Origin of the sequence: Pragia fontium, from assembly GCF_900638655.1 — a bacterium.
In the GTDB taxonomy this organism is placed as follows: domain Bacteria; phylum Pseudomonadota; class Gammaproteobacteria; order Enterobacterales; family Enterobacteriaceae; genus Pragia; species Pragia fontium.
The window spans coordinates 2,543,020-2,565,909 of record NZ_LR134531.1; the positions used below are offsets into that span (position 1 = coordinate 2,543,020).

The window sequence follows — 22,890 nt, forward strand, 5'->3', positions numbered from 1 at the left end:
TAGGGCTTTCTTAATGAAAAAATGGATCTTGGTACTGGTTGGTCTTTTGGCGTTTTCACCTGCAGTTTATGCAAAAATTGAAACCGTTGAAGCACAGGGATATGGTGAAACCTACGAAAAAGCGGTTGATTCGGCTTTAGCGGATGCCGTTCGTCAGGTTAACGGAATGACCGTAAGTACGCAGTCAGAACGCGCTGGTGATTTTGTTCGTGTCAAAGATAAAGTTGATGCCACTATCGAAGGAAAAGGCACCTACGTTCAGAACGAAAAGAACAAAGATGACTCTTTTTTGGGTAACAAAGGCGTAGACAGTACTTATACAGAAAATCTCGATGTTAACGTAGGCGGTAACGCTAATCGTGACTTAACCGTTAATACCGGCAAAAGTGCGCAAATCGATACGCGCAGCTCGGGTACCGTTAAAGGCTATAAAGTTAAAACTCGTGATTGTGATGCCAAAGGCTGTACCGTTGTTTTGACCGTTGAAATCGATAAAGTTGAACGTAAAACATCACAAGCTTCGTCCAAACGCGATCGTTTAGCCGTTATTACTACCGGTAACCGTAGTCGTTCAGCATTTGCTAACACTCTACGTCAGGAAATCACTGACCGTATCGTGCAATCACAACGTTTTACCGTATTAGATCGTAGCTCGACGAATGACAAAGCGTTTGAACAGGAAGAGAAATTTCTGGAAGGCCGTCTAAATAACTCTATTGATATTAAGCAAAGCGCCCTTCCCGCTGATTATATTCTGGTTATTAACGTCACTGAAGCCGGTGTGAAAACCACCACTAAAGTAACCAGCGTTGATTTAACCGGTGAGTTTGATGTTAGCAGTTCGCACAAAACCAAAGTTACCGTACGTTACTCGCTGCTTGAAGCGGCAACCCACGGTATCCAGTGGTCTGACTCCAGCGTATTTGAGCAAGGTGGCAGATACATTGAGACAGCGCGTAAGCAAATTAGCGACGTTATTGCTGATAAAATTGTCAACAAATTAACCCCCGCTAAAGTTGTCGCAGTAACCAACGGACAAGTGATTATCAACCGCGGTGAAGCCATGGTTTACGATGGCGATCGCTTTGATATCTTCTCTCAAGGCGAAGCTCTGGTCGATCCAGATACCGGTGAAGTACTCGGTGCGGCTGAAGAAAAAGTAGCAACTATTGTCATTAACTCGATTAAAGACAAAATTTCTTACGGCATCGTAGAAAGCGGTAAAATTGACGCCGTTGAGAAAGGGGCTATTGCCCGTCTGGCTGCCCCTCTTCCAGTAGAGAAGAAAGCAGCAGAGGCGAAAACGACTCAAGCTAAACCTAAAGCTAAGCCGAAACCAAAAGCTGATGCTCAAAGACTGGGTGACTCAGGTGGCGTCTTCCTGAAATAGTGGGATGACAAATCTGAAAAATAAAAATAGCCAACTTCGGTTGGCTATTTTATTGTCAAACCTTGGTTAAATTAGGTTCTATGGATATTCTGCTCGTCATTAATCGAATCCTAAACTAATCCTCACTCAAAGAAGACGCTTCAATCCCCTTGCCATTGTTTCTGATTACATAGCCAAAGCTTAAGAACGTATGCAGCAACAGCGTAGAAAATAGCAGCACGCCAAAAATGTCCACTACAGGCAGATAAAATAGCCCACAAAAGGCCAATAGCAGGCCGATCGCAATCCATCCTAACCAACCCCATACCTTACCGTCAGAAATAGCGCCTAGCGTTAATGTCGCGCTCAGAATTAAAGTAAACAGTATCGGTTGATGCCACTTCTGTTCCCAAGTGCCTTCATGGTGAATATAATAGAGCACGATACCAAATAGCAGCACGCCTCCCGTCGCCAGCAGCTTAATCGATACCGGAAAGACCTTACCCGGTTTAATATTTGGTTCTTTTAACCGTAAAAACCGAAAAAATGGTAGGTTACTGGCCCAGAATGGATTATTGGTTTTGGTCGTCTTCGGTACACCATAAACAATGCTGACCTCGGTTAATTCCGGCTGGAAACTCCCAAACAACTTATCCCACCACAAAAACGTGCCGCCATAATTGGTGTTGATATACTGCTTATTGGCACCATGATGAATACGATGATGTGCTGGAGTAATCATAAAGCGCTCCAGAATGCCCGAATGGCCGACAACATCATTATGGTTATAAAACTGTACCGCATAATGAATGCTCGATACGGTAATGAAAATCTCCAGCGGCACACCCATCACTGCCAAAATGGTAAAAAACGGGATAGAACTTAATGAGGAATACCACGAGTTACGAATTCCCAAGGACAAATTATAGTGTTCTCCCTGATGATGAACTTCATGGATAGCCCATAAAAAGCGCCACTGATGATGCAACCGGTGTAGCCAATAAAAACAGAAATCCCAGGCGAAAAAGGTAAATACCCAACACACCCAAGGGCTAACCGATGAAAACAAATCAAAGCTGAAATAATTAAGTACCCAGGCAAAACAGGCAATTTCCACACCGCGAAATAGCCACATTAAAATATGACCGGAATTCAGATTGAAAATAACATCAACCCAAGGAATAACCTGCCCGCGAAAGTTTTTTAATACCCACAGCTCAAATAACATTAGGCCAATCATAACCACCAACGGTATTGCCAGTGCATTCATTTTTAGACTCCTTTCCTTACTCTTCCTGATGACAACATGCTGATATTCGCTTCCTCACCTTCCTATCGGTAAGCCTTAAGCAAATCCATCCAGATATCACGGCCAACGCGATACCACCGCCAAGATCTATCGCCAAATGTCTACGGGTTTGAATGATTGAATAACAAATAGCGATTCCCCAAAGGCTAGCCACTACGCGATAAACCTTGCGCCGATTTCCCAACATAGCCCAGCCACACAGCAACGTTAGCGCTGCATGTAATGAAGGAAAACAGTTCTGACTTGAATCAACTGTAGCCATCAAGCGCCATATCTCGTCATTAAAATCACTACCGGTAACCGGCGGATAATCCAGCGTTGTTGGAAATAATAAAAATAGTGCGCCGCTAAAACAGGCACACAGTTGCATTGAGCGCCTTAACCAAAGAATTCGATTGCTGTCGGCCAACCAAAAAACCGCTGGGATAAAGAGAAAAAATGAACAGTAAAGCCAAATCCCGGAGGTACTAAAAGGAATTAACCGGTCAATAAAAGATTCGCCGATCGTTCGAGCCGGTGCCTGAATCAGCCCGGTAGTGGCATAAACGATACCAACAAACCCCCAACCATATATCAGCTGTCGCAGTCGACCTTGAAAGTCCATTATTCCGCATCTCGAATATGTAATATGCGCCGCCTTTTCTGCATAAAAGTCGCTGAAGTTAGCTGCGAAGACAGACTCCAACTCAGGCGGGAAGTCTCCACACCCAACTGCTCAAATGTCTGAATCAGTCTCTGCTGACACTGTACAACCAACGCGTCATCCCCTTCGACCGACAGGGTAATATGGGTTTGTTGACTTAAAGTAAGCTGATAATCTGCCGTTAACGGTAACGTCTGAGCAAAGACCCGTGAGCATACGTCGGCAAAAACCGAAATAACTGAGCTATTCTCTTTACCCGGTAGAGTTAATACGTCATCACAGCGCCCTTCTATACGCTCAATCGCCATGCTATGGCTACCGCATGGGCATGGCGTATTACGTTTGATAAGGACGTCATCCAGACGATAACGAACAATCGGCTGCGTAGTGCGGGTAAAATCGGTAATGATAGGCACAAAACGCTGTTCATCCAGCCACTGCGGTTCGAAATGAATAAACTCTTCGTTTAAGTGCATGGTGCCGTGGGCGCAGGTCACGCCGAGAAATCCTTCCGTTGCCTGATACACTTCCCGCACATCACCGAAAACCTCTTTTAATAAAGCTTTATCTATCGGTTCCAATACTTCCGCAACGGAAATTACGCACTGTGGTTTTAGGGTCGTCTGCTTATTCACCACGGCCAAAGCCAGCGCTCTTAATACCTGAGCCGGTGCCACCACAATGGTTGGTGAATACCTTTCAAGCTGTCGAATGTGGTGGTCAAAAGGGGAAAACAGATCAAAAAATCGGAAAGAAATCCAACGGCTGTCTATCGATGAATAAAGATTATTATTAGCCCTTAAGAATAGAGCTACTCGTTCGCCGTAGAATAAACCTCTGGGTAATAATTTAGCCAATAATGTGCCAGCCCAACGCGTCTGTTCCTGCGGACTCACCACAAACACACCACGACGGTGGGAAGTCCCGGAGGAAAGTCCAACACTATAGCCGTTCACCGTCGGTGAAAAATCCCGTGAATTCTCTGATTGCAAAGCACAATTCAATACCTGTTCCAGCTGTAAACCCGCGGTATTCATCTGATCAAAGTTAGCCATCATGACTGCCTTATCCATCATCGGCCATTCAGTTCTGGGCTGATTCACATAATGTTGAAAATAAGGACTGGCAGACATCACCCGCCGGGCAAAATGGACTAAGCGGCGGTCTTGGTAATTTTCCAATGCTTGTCGGTTAGCAAAATGACGTTTTCTGGTCTGGTAATAGGACCAGAGTATTTTCACCAGACGCATTACAAATTACCCTCATGACTTAAATATATTCTGACATTTCCTTTATCTAGCTGATGCAAATCACTCAGGGTTCGATAATAAGCTTTGCTATCCGCCATGATGATATTTGCCAGACGGGAAGGTCCCCTTAATTCACGATAGTTTTTATCCGACCAAGCTGCATCAGCGGCAAGCAACACCCACCCTTCAGCCGTGAGCACAAAGGCGCCAATATGCCCTGCCGCATGGCCAGGCAGTTCAACCAGCATCACTTCCTTATTACTGTCCGGTAATACATAAGCACGTTGAAATGGCCGTAACTCAGCAGGTAAATCAACTTGCTCAAACTGCTCAATAAAAGAAACTTGAGATTCAAAAGACGCTGGAATTAACGCTGGTACAAAACCCTGCTTCAACGCACTAAACCCGGTTAAGGGACGAATATCATGCCATCCGCTACCAGAGCAGATATAGCGGGTATCGGTAAAGTCACGTAATCCAGCAATATGATCGCCGTGGAAATGAGAAAGAATCAGACCATTCAGATCCTGCGGTAAGATTCCTTTTTGCCTCAACTGGTTGGCAATCGATGCTGAAGATTCAAAATAGACCGGGGTAACCTTACGGTAAAGAGCAAATACGCCATGGCGAGTCGCATCATAGAAATGGGTTGCATATCCGGTATCCCACAGCCAACGTCCAGAACCTGCCTCTATCAACCAAGTTCTGGCCGGAAAGGCGCAGACGGATAAACCTGCCCCTTTCAATGCGACGCAGGCAACGTGAGTACAGTATCCAGCTTCAAACGAGGTAATGGTTGCCATACGGTTTATGCTTCCCCATTCTCTTTCAGCCACTGAGCTGTCAGCGCCAATCCCTGCTCCATACTATAACGCGGGAAATACCCCAGTTCTCTTTGGGCTTTCGATGAATCCAACGTCATATCAAAATTCAATGCCCCCATACTATATCGGGTAAACGCCGGCTCACGGTGGCTATAACCAGAATATCTTTCCATCAGTCCAGCCACACGACTGAGCAACCAATAAGGAACAGACTTAATCCGGTATTGCATATTCAGCATGTCCAATAGCTGGCCTACGGCTTGCTTCAACATCACCGGCTGTTGGTTAGTAATATTATAAACCGCGCCAGAAGGAAGCGGCTCCACATGCGTTGCCAGTTCCATCGCATGAACCACGTTCATCACATAAGTCATATCCATCAGCGCTTCTCCTCCTCTGGGTAAAGGAAGAACGCCCCGACGTTTTTTCAACAGCGATAAAATACGAGGAAGCAATACGCGATCCTGAGGCCCAAACAGCGCTCTGGGACGCAGGATAATAAATCGAGTGTCCGGATATTGAAGGACTAAACGTTGGATCTCCCGTTCCGCTAATAGCTTTGTTACTGCATAGTGATTAACCAACTTAGCGGACTTGAAAGTTTCAGGAATATCACGGAAGTGGCGATAGTTAAAATAGATAGAAGGCGTGGAGATATGAACAAAGCGTTTAACTTTCCGCTCTCCCGCCATGGTGGCCAATAAACGAGTGGCTGTCACATTGGCTGAAAAGAAATCGGTGTAATCTCCCCAAGGAGAAGACTTTGCAGCACAATGCCAAACGGTATCTACCCCATCAAACAATGCGTCTTCCTGCTCAGGCGTTATCATGGATAAATCGGCCTGTACAAAAGGCACGTCGAGCTGTCGCAGTTTTTCACCCTGTTCAATATCTCGCCCAGTGGCAATAACAGGGGTATTATGTTGTTGTAAATACTCTACCGCATTTCTACCCAATCCGTGCGTTGCACCGGTTACTAATATCGTCATACCGTCAACACCATCCCACCCAACGTTAGGCCGGCCGCAGTACCGACAAGTAAGACTTTAGCACCTTCCGTCAAACGTCCGGTCACCATCGCTTCATGTAAAGCCGTTGGTATCGATGCCGATACCTGATTACCATGACTGTGATAAATATCAATGATCGCACTTTGGGGCAGCCCTAAACGCCGGGACATATGCTGCATTGACAGATAACTGGCCTGATGAGGAACCACTAAATCAACCTCATGATAGTTATAACCTAAAGGTTCAAATAGTCTATCCAGAAAGCCTTCCATCAGTTTCGATGCCAGCTTAAAGACTTTTTTGCCATCCATATGAAATAAGAAATCACTGTCTTTCATGCCGCTGGTTGGATTACAGCGTGTGCCACCGGCCAGAATCTCGCAGTAGGTTTTCCCTTCAGGATAGGTTTCCATGCGGTAAGCTTGGCACCCTACCGTCTCCGATCCTATTTCAACGATGGCCGCTGCTGCGCCATCGCCAAAAATCAGCGAGCTCTCTGGGTCGCTCCAATCAAGCCCACGTGACGGGATCTCTGCAGAGACAATGGCAATACGCCGATACGTTCCGCTGTTTAATAGCGTCGCCGCAAGCTGTAAGCCCGCCATGAATCCTAAGCAACTCGCGTTGATGTCAAAAGCGCTTATCCCAGCAGGCAAGCCTGCTGCCTGCATAATTCGGCAGGCCATCGAGGGCAAGGCTTGATCGGGAACCGCTGAAGTAGACAGGAGTAAATCGATTGAAGATGAGTGGATCTGAGCTGCATTAATAGCATCACGTAATGCTGCCGCAGCCAAATCAGATTGGAAATCATTCACTGAAGAAAAATAACGATAATCTACCCCTGATTTTTTCTTAACAAATCCACTTGTTTTATTTAAACGTAAATCAAGTTCTGAAGAGGATATCTTTTCTGCAGGCAATGCCTTACCGGTTGATATAATCCTTATAGGTAACATAAATTCCTCTTTACCCGTCCTTAGAGGAGGGGGATATTACGTTTCCCCCGCCAAAATAGCACTAAGCCAGAACTTATTTTTACCAAATAAAAACTTAAATAAGTATTAGTAAAGGTAACTGAGTATTATTTTACTCATCGATTGATCTACAGATCCGATATAACATTTAGATAACAGATATAAAAAACGAGGATAGTTATGTTCAATTTCGATTACTACAATCCAACTCGGATTATTTTCGGTACCGAGCGTATTAAGGATCTTGATCTACATATTCCGGCTAATGCAAACGTACTGATCACCTATGGTGGAGGCAGTGCCAAAAAATTCGGCACGATTGATGAAGTCAAACAGGCACTGGGCTCACGTAATTATATTGAGTTTGGGGGTATTGAACCCAATCCACATTACGAGACGTTAATGAAAGCCGTCAACATTGTAAAATCTGAAAAAGTCGACTTCCTTATTGCCGTTGGTGGTGGCTCGGTTATTGATGGCACTAAGTTTATCGCGGCGGCAGCCTATTTTGAAGGTGATGCTTGGGAGACCTGGATCAGTAATCCACCACTGGATCGCGTCTTACCTATGGGTTGTGTTGTCACCCTGCCGGCCACCGGTTCTGAAATGAATGGCACTGCCGTGATCAGCAATACAGCCTTAAATGCAAAGTTAAGCCACAAACACCCTCTTCTTTTTCCACGCTTCGCTATTCTCGATCCAAGAAAATCCTATACGCTACCGACCAAACAAATTGCTAATGGTGTGGTTGATACTTTCGTACATATCGCAGAACAGTATTTGACTTATCCGGTATATGGCAAGGTTCAGGATCGTTTTGCCGAAGGATTAATGCTGACTCTGATAGAGGAAGGTCCAAAAGCGCTGGCTGAACCGGATAATTACCATGTCAGAGCGACAATTATGTGGAGCGCAACTCAGGCCTTGAATGGACTGATTGGCGCGGGTGTTCCCCAAGACTGGGCAAGTCACCGTATCGGTTACTATTTTACTATTCATCACGGACTCGATCATGCCCAGACACTCGCTATTCTGCTTCCCGCCGTCTTGGATGTTCAAAGGGAAAGTAAGCGCCTCAAATTACTCCAATATGCTGAAAGAGTATGGGGAATCACGCAGGGGAGCGATGATGAGCGGATAAATAGTGCCATACAATTAACAAGAAAATTTTTTGAAAATATGGGTCTTCCTACCTACATAAGGGCGTATGGCATACCAGAATCATCCATTGACGAAGCAATTAACTATTTAAAAAGATTTAATTTATTACCCCTAGGTGAACATAAAAACATCACAGCGATTGAAGCCAGGAAAATTCTGAGCTTAAGTTACTAAATGAAGCGACAGGAAATAATAACGTTATAAAGACTTGTTCATTTCCTGTCGACATACTATTATATATAGCGTATCAGGTTAGATTACCTGCCTATACACTGTATATAACTCACCAAGCATTCTACCACCTGACGTAACATTCGTTATCAATGCTACAGTGTCTCGCTTGGGCTACCATTTAATTAAGTCTGAAATAAAGTAAATATAATGAGCGATATCGATTATTTAATGATGTTCCGTAAATGTTCTAATCACGATAGCTTAGAACGCCTGTATGACAAACTAAACTATTCTTTAGTAGATAATAATATACTAGCTAATATGTATCGTGCTGCCGATCATCGCCGTGCAGAACTAGTTGCTGGCAAGTTATTTGATTTAGGTAAAGTACCAAAGACTATTTGGTCTCAGGTAAAGTAACCTTATTTAAGCAAGACAATATATAAATAGTTTATAAATTATCATCAGTCTTAAGCGCTACGGATGATTGTATGATTAATATCTATTGTACTGCTTTATGCTGTTACTAAGTGTTTAACCCTTATATACAGTAAATCATTATGATCGCTATCTACCATTAGCTATCCTGACACGATAGCTACTTGTGCTGGTTAATGCACATTATCTCTTCATCCACTGACGATACTTCATAAAATTTAAGTCCTTATATAATACGAACCTCGAAATAAAGATATCTAAAGTAATACTCTTTCTGTTTAGTATTACATTGTCTTTATCACCTGATAAAACAAACCAAATAGATATAAAAATAACGGGGAAAAGCCTATCATTATTCCTTTAACTTCTCTTTAATAGACATTAAATATGAGTTTTTATTCTTCCTCCCCTATTAAAATCTTACTAAACCTCAATTATTTCTAACTCGCAGCGACCATGTAAGCACCATAATATGCCTACACATATAAAATAGAATAAATTAGCTCATCATCTTGACCTGGCTCAATTATTATTGAATGTTTAGATAACGGGTTAATGATTTACATCTTGCTCACAGAATTTTTCATTTTTAACTAATTCATCACTTTTATTCAGTATATAAATTGCCAGCACAAGACAAAACCAGACTATCTACAACCTGTTTAAACTATTCTGGCTAATATCATGATAGTTTCTTAAGCCAGACCAGCCTGACAATAGCTTTAACTATCTGCTTATCTTTTAAGGTTTATTACCCCGCTAACTCTGGCTGATTTTTTCTAACGGCCCATCGCCATACATCTAAAAAGTCACTAAAAACGATACAACGTCTTGGAAGGGACAAAACAGGCCAATGATAAAGAGAAGTGCTCTCGGAGCTACCAACGTCATCATTTCCCGAGGAAAGCATATCTTCCAACTGACAGGATAGTTAAACAATCACGCAGCATAAAAAATCAGCCAACTCGACAGTAATTTTGTTTAACATCACACCAATTTGCTCAGTTGATGAACACACAAACAGAAGATGATAATTTAGCGTTGACAGCCCCAATAGAGATAGATATGATTCGCCCCGTTCAAACGATTCCTCTGTAGTTCAGTCGGTAGAACGGCGGACTGTTAATCCGTATGTCACTGGTTCAAGTCCAGTCAGAGGAGCCATATTAGCATTTCAGATAGTTTGGATGCGTCCATACAAGACCTGAAATGAATAAAGTTAAAATCCTCCTTTTGGAGGATTTTTGCTATCTGGCGGTAAATAACAGCGTTAGTTGTTTTAGGCCAGCATACAAACGCAATATCACTTCTGTAAACCTACCCTAGTCTACTTCCAGCAGTTATATCAGTTTCCTTAACACAGCAACCGGCTCATATTCTCATGATGCTATTTATCATAGATGGGTATCGGCCACTCATTTAACGGTATTGGTCGTCCAAAATAATATCCCTGCCCTCTCGGGCAGCCAAGTTCACGAAGCTGTTCTGCAACCTCGGCGGTTTCAATCCCCTCAGCAACCAACGGCACGGACAACCCAGAGGCTAAACGAATAACCGAAGAGATAATCGCCTGACTTCGGGCATTCTCCAATACACCGCTGACAAAATCCCGATCTATCTTCAAACAGTCAAACTTCAGACGATATAGATAGGAAAGGCTGGAGAATCCTGACCCAAAGTCATCTATGGCTATCGAGACACCCAACGCCCGAATACGCTCAAGCTGTTCAGTAATAATGGTCCTTTTTTCAACAAACAGGGATTCCGTTAACTCTAACGTTAGATTAATCGGGGAAAGGTTAAATTCACTGATGGTTTCAACGATTAAATCATAGAAATCAGCCTGCATTAATTGCCGAGCAGAGACATTAATATGAATATCGAAATCAGCAGGCCAGCCAGACTGAATTTTTAATGCCAGTTGGCGGCAGGACTCTCTTAAAATCCATCGGCCGATAGAAAGAATCAATCCCGACTCTTCTGCCAATGGAATAAATACATTAGGAGGTACCATTCCGTACGCTTTACTACGCCAACGAATCAGTGCTTCAGCGCCGACAATATAGCTATCACTTAAATTAACGATAGGTTGAAAATAAACCAGTAATTCATCATTATTTTGTGCCTGACTAAGCTCCGCCAACATTTGAGTATTTTCAACCGCTCGACTCATCATTTCAGGATGATAAACCTCATAGGCGCCGCTGCCTTTCTTTCTGGCGGCAACGAGTGCCACCGAGGCATTTCTCAGGCTATCAGCCAAAGACCGATCGTCAAACTCATCCTGTAAGAATCCAATATTGCCTGAAAACAATAAGTGTTCACCTTCATAGCCCTGAGAACGCGCATACAGTTGAATATATTTATTCATTTCCTGAGAGCAGGCTTCACTACTACAGGTTTTTGGATAGCAAATAGCAAACTCCACATCATTGACCTTTGCTAATAAAGCGTCTGGAGGAACGATGGCTAACAGGTGCTTAACAAACTCACGTAATAATGATTCTCCTTTCTGGTAGCCAAGACTATTGTTCATTTCAGTCATATTATCCAGACTAACCAGAATCAGGCATTTCCACTGTTGCTGTTCCCCCTGAGCCACCAGCTCACGCATTCTTTCCTGTAATCCTTCTTTACTCAATAACCCGGTAACAGAATCGTAATACACTTGATGTTTTAAGCTGGAAAAGGCTTTAGATAACGTTGATGACATATCATTAAATGCATCATTTAACAGCTTAATCTCTTTAATCTCAAAATGGGATTGCTGGGTCGGCGACCATTTCAATTTAGCAATCAAACGGGCTTGCTTAGCCACTTGCAGAATAGGCGTGGTAATTTTTGATAAGATTATCCAGGCTAACGCTACCCCTACGATAAAGATAAACAGGATCAGTGAAATAGTCACTTTACGGTTAACATCGAGAAAACCGACAAAATCACTACGAGGGACAGCAACGATAATCCGCCAGTTATGCAGCCCTAACTCCTCACCAAAAGGAACCATTCGCCCATAATAGGTTTCATCTCCAACGGTAAATTTAGTTTTATGGATGCTCATATCAGACAGGTAAGGTGCCATTGTACGCACAATGATACTTTCGCTATCTACCGGCTTAAGTAATTGCACATTTTCCTGCTGGGTCAATTCCGACGTTTGTATGGTGGTCTTTTTTTCATCGGTTGAATGTGAAATGATTTCGTTGGCACCATTCACAATAAAAATGACACCATTGCCTAAATTAGGTAACTCCTGCAAATAACGATTAAATTTATCTAGTTTAATATCCGTAGAAACAACCCCAACATAGCGCTGTTCAATATCATAAACCGGGGTGCTATATGAAATACTGATCCCCCTGACCGCATCTAAGTCCCAGTATGCTGTGGTCCAGAATGATTTTCTGGTTTTATCCGCCATCCTAAACCAAGGACGCACTCTGGGATCATAGTCACGAACGCGATTAATCACCGGCGTATTCACATCCAGTCCGGAATAAAAATTCAATACCCCATGCGTTCGTTGGTCTTTTAAAATTAAAGTCAATTTATAAGTGACGGTTTCACGACTAACACCAATATAGTCGCCATTTACCGAACCAAAGGCGAGCAGACTAAGCTGAGGGGAGTAAGGAAAAACGCGTTGTAGAGTTCCAATCAGTGACGGTTCCAGCTTCATCATATCAACGCTATCGCCGGTCAAAGCCTGTTGCATACTCATTTCAACCGATGCATTGGCCTGTATCGGGACTTTAAGAAAGTTAAATAAATTAGTCTGAACAGATTCAATATAAGCAGAAGTCACTTTGTCACTGAGACTATCAAAAACCCGGTTTTCGCTGCGAAGCTGTAAGAAAACGGCTAAGCCAAACATAATGGTCAATATAGAAACAAAAAGCGATATAACAACCAGTTTTAATGATACTGTGTTTAATAATCGCACATACTCACCACTCACATATATAAAAAATAATCAGCGTTTAAAAACAATAATGACGCTATCATCAAGATGATAGCTAATGTTTTTTACCCGAGTTAAATGCCTCCTGCATGACCTGTTTTAAGTCTATATCACTTTCTGTTATTACTACACTGAACATCAACACATTTTCTGACAATTATCCGTTTTCTTCATTTTTCTCGATCATAAAGCCAGTATTGATTTTACCCACAGTGAATTAGCTATGATAAAATTTCATGCCGAATAATTCAGCTAACTGATTAAAATAAAAGCGGATAAGCCTAATTCTGCACGAAGTATAAGCAAACGCACCGGATTAATTTTTTGATCGGTTGACAGAGTTCCGGTTGGCAGATATCATGCGCCCTGTTCAGACAATTCCTCTGTAGTTCAGTCGGTAGAACGGCGGACTGTTAATCCGTATGTCACTGGTTCGAGTCCAGTCAGAGGAGCCAAATTCGAAGAAGCCCGCTTTTTAGCGGGCTTTTTTATTGCCTGTCATTCTGTAGCAGCTCAAAAACGACAATAAAAAAGCCCCAACAAGAGATTGTCAGGGCTTTAGGATAAAACATATTGTAAATTAAACATTAATACTTCAATTAATTATCACTAACACAACTAGATGTACAAGTTTTTCATAAGAGAAAAATTAAGCATTTATAGTTAAAAATCCCTCCGATTTATTGACCGAAACACTATACTTTTCTACACATTTAAACCAATGATGTTAGTTCGTTTCCAATATTCGACTAACTCAGTACACCACCTGCGTAACAAGCTTCCAACTCACCAGTCTGAAACTGCTACACGCCCTTTCGTTCCCAGTACGCGATGTTACTTTAACCTACATGACCTGACTTCTATCGCGATGCAAACAGTACTAACTTAATAACAAACCTCAATCGCGATTTATTTCAAATTAACATCCGTTAACTACAAGGCCCTTATCGCGTTTTAACTAACGCGCCGACGCTATTGAATCAATCCAGAAGACTGATTGCGCCTGCGTTACAGACCAATTTAACCCTTTATTTAATCCTGTCAATACTGTTTTTTAATACAGTAAAAATAACATCTCAGAGCATAAATTTTTTGCCATCCAAACAATCATTTACCCCCCTACTCTAAATTACTGTCACAGATAAATTTCAAGATACAGGCTTTAGTATTCTCATCTCAATGTGAATACATTTGCATTCTGCAAGCGAATGATTAAACAGCGACTATACTTGTTTAAAAGCTGAATATCGCAACAGCCATAAACTATATATTCAATTGATTTATATAAATTTTATCAAAACAAAGCATACGGAATATTTATACGAATTTAGAGATTTGTGACAATAGTCACCTTATGTTAACAACATTTATTTTACGCTATAAAATAAATAAGCTAAGTGAAATTACCCGTTAAATTTAAACTTGTTCTCAACTAACAACACACCAATTTAAACCATAGATTATTCTGGAGTACTTCCATGTTTAAAAACCTCTTTGCAAATTTGCAAAAAGTCGGCAAGGCACTGATGTTACCCGTATCAGTTTTGCCTATCGCCGGTATTCTTTTAGGTGTTGGTGCCGCTGATTTTAGTTGGTTACCCACCATTGTATCAAAAGTCATGCAGCAGGCTGGTGGCTCCATTTTCGATCAAATGCCCCTCTTATTTGCTGTAGGTGTCGCTCTGGGCTTTACCAATAATGATGGTGTTGCTGGTCTGGCATCCATTGTTGGATACGGAATTATGGCCGCTACCCTCAAAGTTATGGCTGAAACTCTTGGCGTTGCCAAAATTGACACCGGTGTTCTGGGCGGGATTCTGGTTGGTGGTTTAGCGGGTTATTTATTTAATCGCTTCTACCGTATCCAGCTACCGGATTATCTCGGCTTCTTTGCGGGTAAACGGTTCGTGCCAATTATTACCGGCTTTGTTTGTATTGCGCTGGGTATCATCCTGTCATTTATTTGGCCTCCGGTAGGAAATGCAATTAGTGCGTTCTCTCAGTGGGCTGCTTACCAGAACCCGGCGATGGCTTTTGGTATTTATGGTGTGGTTGAACGATCGTTGATTCCTTTCGGCCTACACCATATCTGGAACGTGCCGTTCTTCTATGAGGCAGGCCAGGCTTGCGTAATTAATAACAAAGTCGTGGCCGGTATTGCTAATGAAGCAGCCTGTACCGCCGAGAATGGTCGGTGGATCACCGGTGAAATCCAACGTTACCTTCAGGGCGACCCAACGGCAGGCAATATGGCCGGTGGTTATCTGTTTAAAATGTGGGGCCTGCCAGCGGCTGCCATCGCAATGTGGCACACCGCGAAACCAGAAAACCGTGCTAAGGTCGGCGGTATCATGGTATCTGCTGCACTAACCTCATTCCTGACCGGTATCACAGAACCTATTGAATTCGCCTTTATGTTTGTGGCTCCGGTTCTGTATGCTATTCACGCCCTACTTGCTGGTCTGGCCTATGTGATAACCATTCTGTTGGGGGTTAAACATGGTATGACCTTCTCGCACGGTGCGATTGACTTTACACTGTTCTACCATCTATCAACCAAAGGCTGGATGTTCTTTGTTCTTGGCCCTCTATATGCCCTGTTCTATTACGTTGTCTTCCGTTTTGCTATTGTAAAACTCAAGCTTAAGACGCCTGGCCGTGAAGATGATACTTCCGCTGAAACAATAACTGGCACCAGTAACGGTATCGCCGCCGATCTGGTTGCGGCTTTCGGCGGTAAAAACAATATTACCAATCTGGATGCCTGTATTACCCGTTTACGCGTTGGTGTCGCTGATGTGTCTCAGGTCGATCAAGATAAACTGAAAAAACTGGGCGCCGCCGGTGTTGTCGTTGCGGGCTCGGGGATTCAAGCTATTTTCGGAACCAAGTCTGATAATCTGAAAAGTGATATGGATGAATATATCCGTAACCATTAACCGTTTCTCTGGTTAAACGTACGAAAATGCCGTGTTTAACACGGCATTTTTATTTCTTGAATCAAGGATATTCTATTCATATTCAGTGCTCTGTTTACCTGTCAGTAGAATCCCAGACATAAAAAAGCCCCGCATAGCGAGGCCTTAGCAATAAAAATAAATACTTATTTCACTTCGGACTTAGTTTTCATTTTCTGAGAGATATCGCGACGCTCTTTGGAGAGTTCAGCATTTTTGATGATGTATTCATCAACGCGCTCTTCATAGTCGCCTTTCATGTTGGCGATAATCGCCTGAATATCCTCAATGCTCATACCCGGCTTGATGTATTCGCTCAGGTTCTCAAGCAGTAATACGCGCTTTTGGTTATCACGGATTTTCTTTTCGTTATCCACAATTTCACGTTTTAGTTTATTTTTACGGCGGGACAAGCGTACATACTCCAGCACATTTTGAAATGAAGGTTTCGCGTTTTCCATCATAATACCCTTACTTAATAAATAAACAGTTCATCATCACAACGTTAACGACGATACTACGTAAGTCAGACCTGAACTGCTACTGAAATGATATCTTTCTGCTCTATCGACTATAGATAAAAAATCCGGACTATGCCGGATTTTTAATTTCATCAAAATTAACTTATTCCATCCACTCGGTATGGAATACGCCATCTTTATCGATACGCTTATAGGTATGAGCCCCGAAGTAATCACGCTGAGCCTGAATCAGGTTAGCTGGTAATACTTCTGCACGATAGCTGTCGTAATAAGCAATCGCCGCTGAAAGGGTTGGCGTTGGAATACCGTGTTGTACCGCATAGGCAACAACATCACGCAGCGCCTGCTGATATTCATCAGCGGTTTTCTTAAAGTAGCTAGCCAATAACAGGTTAGCAATATCACCATTTTCAGCATAAGCATCGGTAATTTTTTGCAGGAACTGGGCGCGAATAATACAACCAGCGCGGAAGATTTTCGCTATCTCACCGTATTGTAAGTTCCAGTTATACTCGTCTGAAGCCGATTTCAATTGAGCAAAACCTTGCGCGTATGAAACGATCTTACCTAAATACAAGGCACGACGAACTTTCTCGATGAACTCGGCTTTATCACCAGCAAATGCCTGAGCTTTAGGTCCGGTCAGAACTTTTGAAGCAGCCACACGCTCGGTTTTCAATGCTGACAGGAAGCGGGCAAACACAGACTCAGTAATCAGCGATAAAGGTACTCCGAGATCCAGCGCGCTTTGGCTGGTCCATTTACCGGTACCTTTCTGAGCGGCTTCATCCAGAATAACATCCACTAAATAATTGCCGTCTTCATCTTTCTTACGGAAAATATCGGCGGTAATTTCAATCAGGTAGCTATCCAGCTCACCTTTGTTCCATTCAGTAAAGGTTTCAGCCAATTCGCTATTACTCAGGCCAACAGCCTGTTTCAATAGTGAGTATGCTTCAGCAATCAGTTGCATATCGCCATATTCAATACCGTTGTGTACCATCTTCACGTAGTGACCTGCACCGTCGGAACCGATATAAGTAATACACGGTTCACCGTTTGCTCTGGCTGCAATTTTCTCCAGAATCGGGGCCACTAACTGATAAGCTTCTTTTTGTCCGCCCGGCATGATTGAAGGCCCTTTTAGTGCGCCCTCTTCACCACCGGATACGCCAGTACCAATAAAGTTAAATCCTTCGGCTGACAGCTCTTTATTACGACGAATAGTGTCTTGGTAATAGGTATTACCGCCATCGATTAAGATGTCACCTTTGTCCAAATAAGGTTTCAAAGAGTCAATGGTTTTATCCGTTGCCTCACCTGCTTTTACCATTAACAAAATACGACGCGGTTTTTCTAACGAATGAACAAACTCTTCAACGGTATAACAGGGAACCAGTTTTTTTCCTGGATTCTCAGCAATAACTTCATCAGTTTTATCGCTGGAGCGGTTAAAAATAGAAACAGAATAGCCACGGCTTTCAATATTTAACGCTAAATTGCGGCCCATTACCGCCATTCCAACGACACCAATTTGCTGTTTAGACATAAAGACTCCTAGCTGACAGGACATATTCACCGGTTAAAATCGGACGACAAGTGAACAACTTATTTATAACAAATATCATAACTCACGAAAGTGACAATTGGTACGATAGAAATCGCTATCGCAGTAATTGCTAACCATGATGTTGACTAGCTCATCAATCAGAAAAAACTATCGGGTCACGCAGAATCAATCGATTAAATTGATATTGATTAATGGATAAATTTTCCGAACAGCGCTACAGGCGAATAAAAAAGGTCAAATTATCAGCAACCAACCGACCATTGCGCTTCAGCAAGCATTAACCATGAGATAAATTATTGTCGTCATCACATTTACCCCCTACAATCATTGCCGCAGCATGTGCTGTCAATCTGAAGGTAACCACCTGACTTATGGAATGGATCGCTGATCCAACAATTTGGGCCGGCCTCGCAACCCTGGTTGTGCTCGAAATCGTTCTGGGTATTGATAACCTTGTCTTCATCGCTATTCTGGCGGATAAGCTCCCTAAAAAGCAACGTGACCGCGCACGCGTCGTTGGTTTAGCCCTCGCTTTAGTTATGCGTTTAGGGCTGTTAGCCAGTATTTCCTGGCTTGCCACGTTAACCGCGCCTTTATTCATCATTTTTGAACAGCCTTTTAGCGGCCGTGATTTGATCATGCTGGTTGGTGGTCTATTCCTGTTGTTCAAAGCCACCATGGAGCTAAATGAACAATTAGAAGGTAAGGATCACCAGGACTCATCCCAGCAAAAAGGGGCTAAATTCTGGGCCGTTGTTGCCCAAATTGTGGTGTTGGATGCTGTTTTCTCCCTAGACTCCGTCATTACTGCGGTAGGTATGGTCGATCACTTGGCGGTAATGATGATCGCCGTGTGTATTGCTATGAGCCTGATGTTAATGGCCAGCAAGCCGCTAACCCGTTTTGTCAATGCGCACCCGACCATTGTTATTCTGTGCCTAAGTTTTCTGTTGATGATTGGCTTTAGCCTGGTCGCTGATGGTTTTGGCTTCCATATTCCGAAAGGCTACCTCTACGCGGCTATTGGTTTCTCCATTCTGATTGAAGTGTTCAACCAGCTATCGATAGCTAACCGTCGTAAATATTTGTCATCCAGCCGCCCGCTACGCCAACGTACCGCTGAGGCGGTTCTCCGTATGCTCAGTGGTAAACATGAAGAAGCCGAGCTGGATAACTATAGTGCTAATCTGATCGCTGATAAGCCAAGCGATGAAGTCTTTAACCAACAGGAACGCCATATGATTGAGCGAGTGTTGGGACTGGCTCAGCGCTCGGTTGGCAGTATCATGACTTCTCGTCATGATATTGAAAACATTGATTTAAGCGAATCCGATGAAGAGATTCGTCAAATTCTGCATAAAAATCAGCATACGCGTTTGGTTGTGACGGAAGATGGATCGGTTGATGAACCGCTCGGGGTGATTAATGTTAACGACCTGCTGAAACAGCAATTGGAGCAGTCTGAGCTGGATATTCGCTCATTGCTCAAGCAACCGGTCATTTTCCCAGAAACGGTTTCGTTGCTAATGGCGCTGGAACAGTTCCGTCAGGCGAAAACTCACTTTGCCTTTGTCGTTGATGAATTTGGTTCTGTTGAAGGTATCGTTACCCTAACTGACGTCATGGAAACTATCGCCGGTAACCTACCAGTTGATGGTGAAGACATTGATGCACGCCACGATATTCATCATGAAGCCGATGGGAGTTGGATTGTGAACGGTTATATGCCGCTAGACGATCTGGCTATTTATGTTCCAATCGATATCGAAGAGAAACGCGAATACCATACGGTCGCCGGTCTTCTTATGGAGCATACTCAGCGAATTCCTGACGTGGGTGAACAAATTAAAATCGGTGACTGGTTATACGAACCACTGGAAGTCAGCAGCCACCGCCTTCTTAAGGTACGAATAACTTGCTTGCGAGAACCGGAACCTGACGAGGAATAGTTGAAAAATAGACAATAAAAAAGGCGCAAATAGCGCCTTTTTTATTTTATCCCTCAGAAGCATCAGAATATTTTATCCAACAGCTTCTTAACCTCTTGGGTTTCTTTCTTATCTTTATTCTTATCGATCCACTTATCGATCGCTTTCCCAACCTGCCCTTTTATCTGGTCACGTAGTAATTGCTCAACGTTAAGCTGATAACTTAACTTACTCCAGGGGCCATAAATCCGCAGGGGAATCGTACTATTTTGCAGAGCGGTCACAATATCTGACTTACCGCTCCATCCTTGGGTTACGCGAATTTTCAAATTCATATCACAGGACTTTCCAGGCAAATTCAATACGCCAGTACCCGCAACCGCCAGCATCTCAGAAGCACCATTTAACCGAGTGATTCTAACCTGTCCTTGATTCAATACCGTATCAACTACCAGACGTTGTACTTCTGTATAACGCTCATAGCGCTCTGCCCCTTTTACATCTTTATTACTGCGGGACACGGCCTGTTGAATAAGCTGTTGTATATTTAAACCGTGTAAGCGAGCGCCATCAATTGCGATATGGGCATTCCCCTGCCAGTCCTTATCAAACCGGCTGATATCATTCCCAATGTTGTGAAAGGTACCTTGCAGGCTCAATTGCCCGGTTAACGTTTCGGGATAATTTAACGCTTTTAAAATATCGCCCATGGCAACATTCTGCACTATCGGTTTAAGCGTGATTTTTGGCGTCGCTGCCGTGGTATCTACCGTTCCCGTCACGCTAACTGAACCGCCAACCACATTGCCTTTTAGGGTTTCAATGATCGCGGTACCCTGCTGATTATTCGCCTTCAACACCAGATTACCAACGGATAGATTGCGAAACGCCAGCTGACTAACCTCAACTGACAGCTTGGCGTTAAAATCCTTCAGGAAAGAGAGATCGGGTTGCTCCGATAATCCATTAGCTGAAGAGATAACTGGTGCTGGTGTTTCCTTGCTCTCATTACCTGACGTTGATGCATCGGTTGATACCACAGGAAAAATTTGATCCAAATTAAGACTGTCAGACTTGATTGCCAAATCGTATTGAGGAACATCACCGAGTGAAGCTGAAATATCCAGCGTTAGCTGATTATCATTAAAAGTTAAATTCATCGGTGAAATTTTGATGCTTTGAGGTGCACTTTGATACACCAAACTAAATGCACTCGTTCCTTTAAATCCCTCACTTGGGATATCCGCCCCCTCAAGCTGATAATCAATATTGCTAATATCAAGCCCTAACGTTTGCGGAAAGTGGCGTAAGTCGACCGCACCGTCTAAAGAAAAACTTAATTCTCGCTGGTCACGGTTAATACGTGCCTGTGCCGAGATATCCGCCTGCCGCGCTTCGGTGCGCGATAATGTCAGATTAATATCCCTGACATTGATAATATCATTTTCACTGCGCTGCCAAACTAACAGGCTATCAGTAACAATTATTTTATCCAGTTCCAACGACCAGCCGGATGCCGATGCTGAAACAGTAGGCTTACTTTCATGGCTATTGCCCGGAGCGATGGGTGCATTTTGCTCTGTCTGCATTTGGCTTTCAGGCAACAGTTGAATAACCCCGCCCTTCAATACCACATTCTTGACCACTAATTGATGGGAAAGCAGCGGAAAAAGCTCAACGTCCAAACGCATATTATCTGAACTGACCAGTGGCTTGGTTGCACCTGGCGCCGTCAACGTCATTTGACCGGCTAAAATACTGAGCTGAGGCCAAACATGCCAGCGTAAATCGCCATCGATTTTGAGCTGGTAGCCGGTTTTATCCTCAACTTTCTTAACCATATAGCCACGAAACTCATTGGGATTGACCAACAGAATAAGGGCGGCCATTCCGGCGAGGAGTACCGCCAGAATAATGGCCAATACGGTTAAAAGTCGTCTCATGGTATATTGTCCCCAACGGTAACGATTATAAACTTAATCCATTAAAAAAATTGGTTTAATCTTTATCAATACGGCTGGCAACCGCGCCTTGCTGGTCTTTATACTTAGCATCTTCTCGGCGATGATAAGGTCGAGCCGCCGGGCCACTCAAGGGCTCAAAACTCAATGCACCAATAACCATGCCCGGGCGCAAAGCCAACGGTAGCTTACCTGAGTTATAGAACTCCAACACAATATTGCCCTGCCAACCAGGATCAATTCGATGGGCGGTCACATGAACCATCAATCCTAACCGCGCCAGCGAAGAACGACCATCCAACCAACCCACCAGATCGTCAGGAATAGAAACCGACTCCAGCGTTACCGCCAATGCCAGCTCTCCTGGATGTAAAAAGAAGGCTTGGTCTGCAGATAAATTAATCTCATCACTCATCACCCGTTCAAGCGCTGCTGAGACTTCTTCTTTTGGCCCACTCAGATCGATATAAGCTGCCGTATGACCGAGAAACACACGAAATTGATTGCCTAAACGTACATCAACAGTTGCACCATTAATGCGTTCAACAGGTGGTCTTGGGGTAATTTCCAGCTTGCCGCTGTCGAGGTAAGCTTCAATATCCCGATCGCATAATCTCATTCCGGTCATTCTCCTGTTTTTATTCTCTAATAACTGATGGATTCAATACTGATTGTTGGCACGGTTCAAACTTTTACGCGCTAACGAATACCTATTATATTATCACCAGTTGGTAAGAGTATCCTTTTAATAATAGCGAGATTTTTCCGTCACCCACGGATTAAGCGAGAAAAAACTATCCTGCTTATCTGTCATAACAGATAAACGAAAAATATCGACCTGATGATGGTGAGGGTAAAGAACTACGCCAGACTCCGTGA

At 43.3% G+C, this 22,890-nt stretch carries 16 protein-coding genes and 2 tRNA genes; 7 read left to right on the plus strand and 11 right to left on the minus strand.

Going from position 1 to position 22,890, the window contains the following annotated elements; genetic code table 11:
* Nucleotides 1-13: 13 nt before the first annotated feature.
* On the plus strand, nt 14-1,390 hold the full coding sequence (locus EL341_RS10905; protein WP_047781389.1) for a hypothetical protein: 1,377 nt from the start codon (nt 14-16) through the stop codon (nt 1,388-1,390).
* A 115-nt stretch (nt 1,391-1,505) separates the two neighbouring features.
* On the opposite strand, the gene EL341_RS10910 is transcribed toward EL341_RS10905, so the two are convergent.
* From EL341_RS10910 to EL341_RS10935, 6 genes are read right to left on the minus strand one after another with little or no spacing between them, the layout of a single operon-like run.
* A complete protein-coding gene (locus EL341_RS10910) occupies nt 1,506-2,639 on the minus strand; it encodes a sterol desaturase family protein (RefSeq protein WP_074822819.1) in 1,134 nt (377 codons plus the stop codon).
* Nucleotides 2,640-2,655: 16 nt separating this feature from the next.
* On the minus strand, nt 2,656-3,282 hold the full coding sequence (locus EL341_RS10915) for a phosphatase PAP2 family protein (RefSeq protein ID WP_074822817.1): 627 nt from the start codon (nt 3,280-3,282) through the stop codon (nt 2,656-2,658).
* Nucleotides 3,282-4,571: a F390 synthetase-related protein gene (locus EL341_RS10920; RefSeq protein ID WP_126467783.1), complete on the minus strand. Its 1,290-nt coding sequence runs from the start codon at nt 4,569-4,571 to the stop codon at nt 3,282-3,284. The genes EL341_RS10915 and EL341_RS10920 overlap by 1 nt, the downstream gene beginning before the upstream one ends.
* Nucleotides 4,571-5,374, minus strand: coding sequence for an MBL fold metallo-hydrolase (locus tag EL341_RS10925; RefSeq protein WP_047781392.1), 804 nt, complete (start codon nt 5,372-5,374; stop codon nt 4,571-4,573). The genes EL341_RS10920 and EL341_RS10925 overlap by 1 nt, the downstream gene beginning before the upstream one ends.
* A 5-nt stretch (nt 5,375-5,379) precedes the next feature.
* A complete protein-coding gene (locus EL341_RS10930; RefSeq protein ID WP_047781393.1) occupies nt 5,380-6,384 on the minus strand; it encodes an NAD-dependent epimerase/dehydratase family protein in 1,005 nt (334 codons plus the stop codon).
* Complete coding sequence (locus EL341_RS10935) at nt 6,381-7,361, minus strand: 3-oxoacyl-[acyl-carrier-protein] synthase III C-terminal domain-containing protein (RefSeq protein WP_074822810.1); 981 nt, start codon at nt 7,359-7,361, stop codon at nt 6,381-6,383. The genes EL341_RS10930 and EL341_RS10935 overlap by 4 nt, the downstream gene beginning before the upstream one ends.
* Before the next feature lie 198 nt (nt 7,362-7,559).
* On the opposite strand from EL341_RS10935, the gene EL341_RS10940 reads away from it, so the two are divergent.
* The 3 genes from EL341_RS10940 (at nt 7,560) to EL341_RS10950 (ending at nt 10,316) form a co-directional block, all read left to right on the plus strand.
* A complete protein-coding gene (locus EL341_RS10940; RefSeq protein WP_074822806.1) occupies nt 7,560-8,714 on the plus strand; it encodes an iron-containing alcohol dehydrogenase in 1,155 nt (384 codons plus the stop codon).
* Between the two features lie 207 nt (nt 8,715-8,921).
* Nucleotides 8,922-9,134 carry a transcription modulator YdgT gene (ydgT, locus tag EL341_RS10945; RefSeq protein ID WP_047781396.1) on the plus strand — a complete coding sequence of 71 codons (213 nt, stop codon included), beginning with the start codon at nt 8,922-8,924 and terminating at the stop codon, nt 9,132-9,134.
* 1,106 nt (nt 9,135-10,240) lie between these two features.
* Nucleotides 10,241-10,316 (plus strand) — tRNA-Asn (locus EL341_RS10950).
* Between the two features lie 223 nt (nt 10,317-10,539).
* On the opposite strand, the gene EL341_RS10955 is transcribed toward EL341_RS10950, so the two are convergent.
* The gene (locus tag EL341_RS10955; RefSeq protein ID WP_126467785.1) at nt 10,540-13,095 is read right to left on the minus strand and encodes a bifunctional diguanylate cyclase/phosphodiesterase; all 2,556 of its coding nucleotides are present in this window, start codon (nt 13,093-13,095) and stop codon (nt 10,540-10,542) included.
* 397 nt (nt 13,096-13,492) lie between these two features.
* On the opposite strand from EL341_RS10955, the gene EL341_RS10960 reads away from it, so the two are divergent.
* Nucleotides 13,493-13,568: transfer RNA gene (locus EL341_RS10960), tRNA-Asn, on the plus strand.
* A gap of 1,023 nt (nt 13,569-14,591) precedes the next feature.
* Entirely contained in the window at nt 14,592-16,052 is a 1,461-nt protein-coding gene (ptsG, locus tag EL341_RS10965) for a PTS glucose transporter subunit IIBC (protein ID WP_047781398.1), read from the plus strand.
* A 164-nt stretch (nt 16,053-16,216) separates the two neighbouring features.
* On the opposite strand, the gene tmaR is transcribed toward ptsG, so the two are convergent.
* Nucleotides 16,217-16,531 carry a PTS system regulator TmaR gene (gene tmaR / locus EL341_RS10970; protein ID WP_047781399.1) on the minus strand — a complete coding sequence of 105 codons (315 nt, stop codon included), beginning with the start codon at nt 16,529-16,531 and terminating at the stop codon, nt 16,217-16,219.
* A 163-nt stretch (nt 16,532-16,694) separates the two neighbouring features.
* Nucleotides 16,695-18,101: an NADP-dependent phosphogluconate dehydrogenase gene (gene gndA, locus EL341_RS10975; RefSeq protein WP_047781400.1), complete on the minus strand. Its 1,407-nt coding sequence runs from the start codon at nt 18,099-18,101 to the stop codon at nt 16,695-16,697.
* A 392-nt stretch (nt 18,102-18,493) separates the two neighbouring features.
* Here gndA and EL341_RS10980 point away from each other — a divergent pair, with 392 nt between their 5' ends.
* Nucleotides 18,494-20,071: a TerC family protein gene (locus tag EL341_RS10980; protein ID WP_047781401.1), complete on the plus strand. Its 1,578-nt coding sequence runs from the start codon at nt 18,494-18,496 to the stop codon at nt 20,069-20,071.
* A 62-nt stretch (nt 20,072-20,133) separates the two neighbouring features.
* On the opposite strand, the gene asmA is transcribed toward EL341_RS10980, so the two are convergent.
* Both asmA and dcd read right to left on the minus strand, forming a co-directional pair.
* Nucleotides 20,134-21,993, minus strand: coding sequence for an outer membrane assembly protein AsmA (gene asmA, locus EL341_RS10985; protein WP_074822797.1), 1,860 nt, complete (start codon nt 21,991-21,993; stop codon nt 20,134-20,136).
* A gap of 55 nt (nt 21,994-22,048) precedes the next feature.
* A complete protein-coding gene (gene dcd / locus EL341_RS10990; protein ID WP_047781403.1) occupies nt 22,049-22,630 on the minus strand; it encodes a dCTP deaminase in 582 nt (193 codons plus the stop codon).
* Nucleotides 22,631-22,890 lie beyond the last annotated feature (260 nt).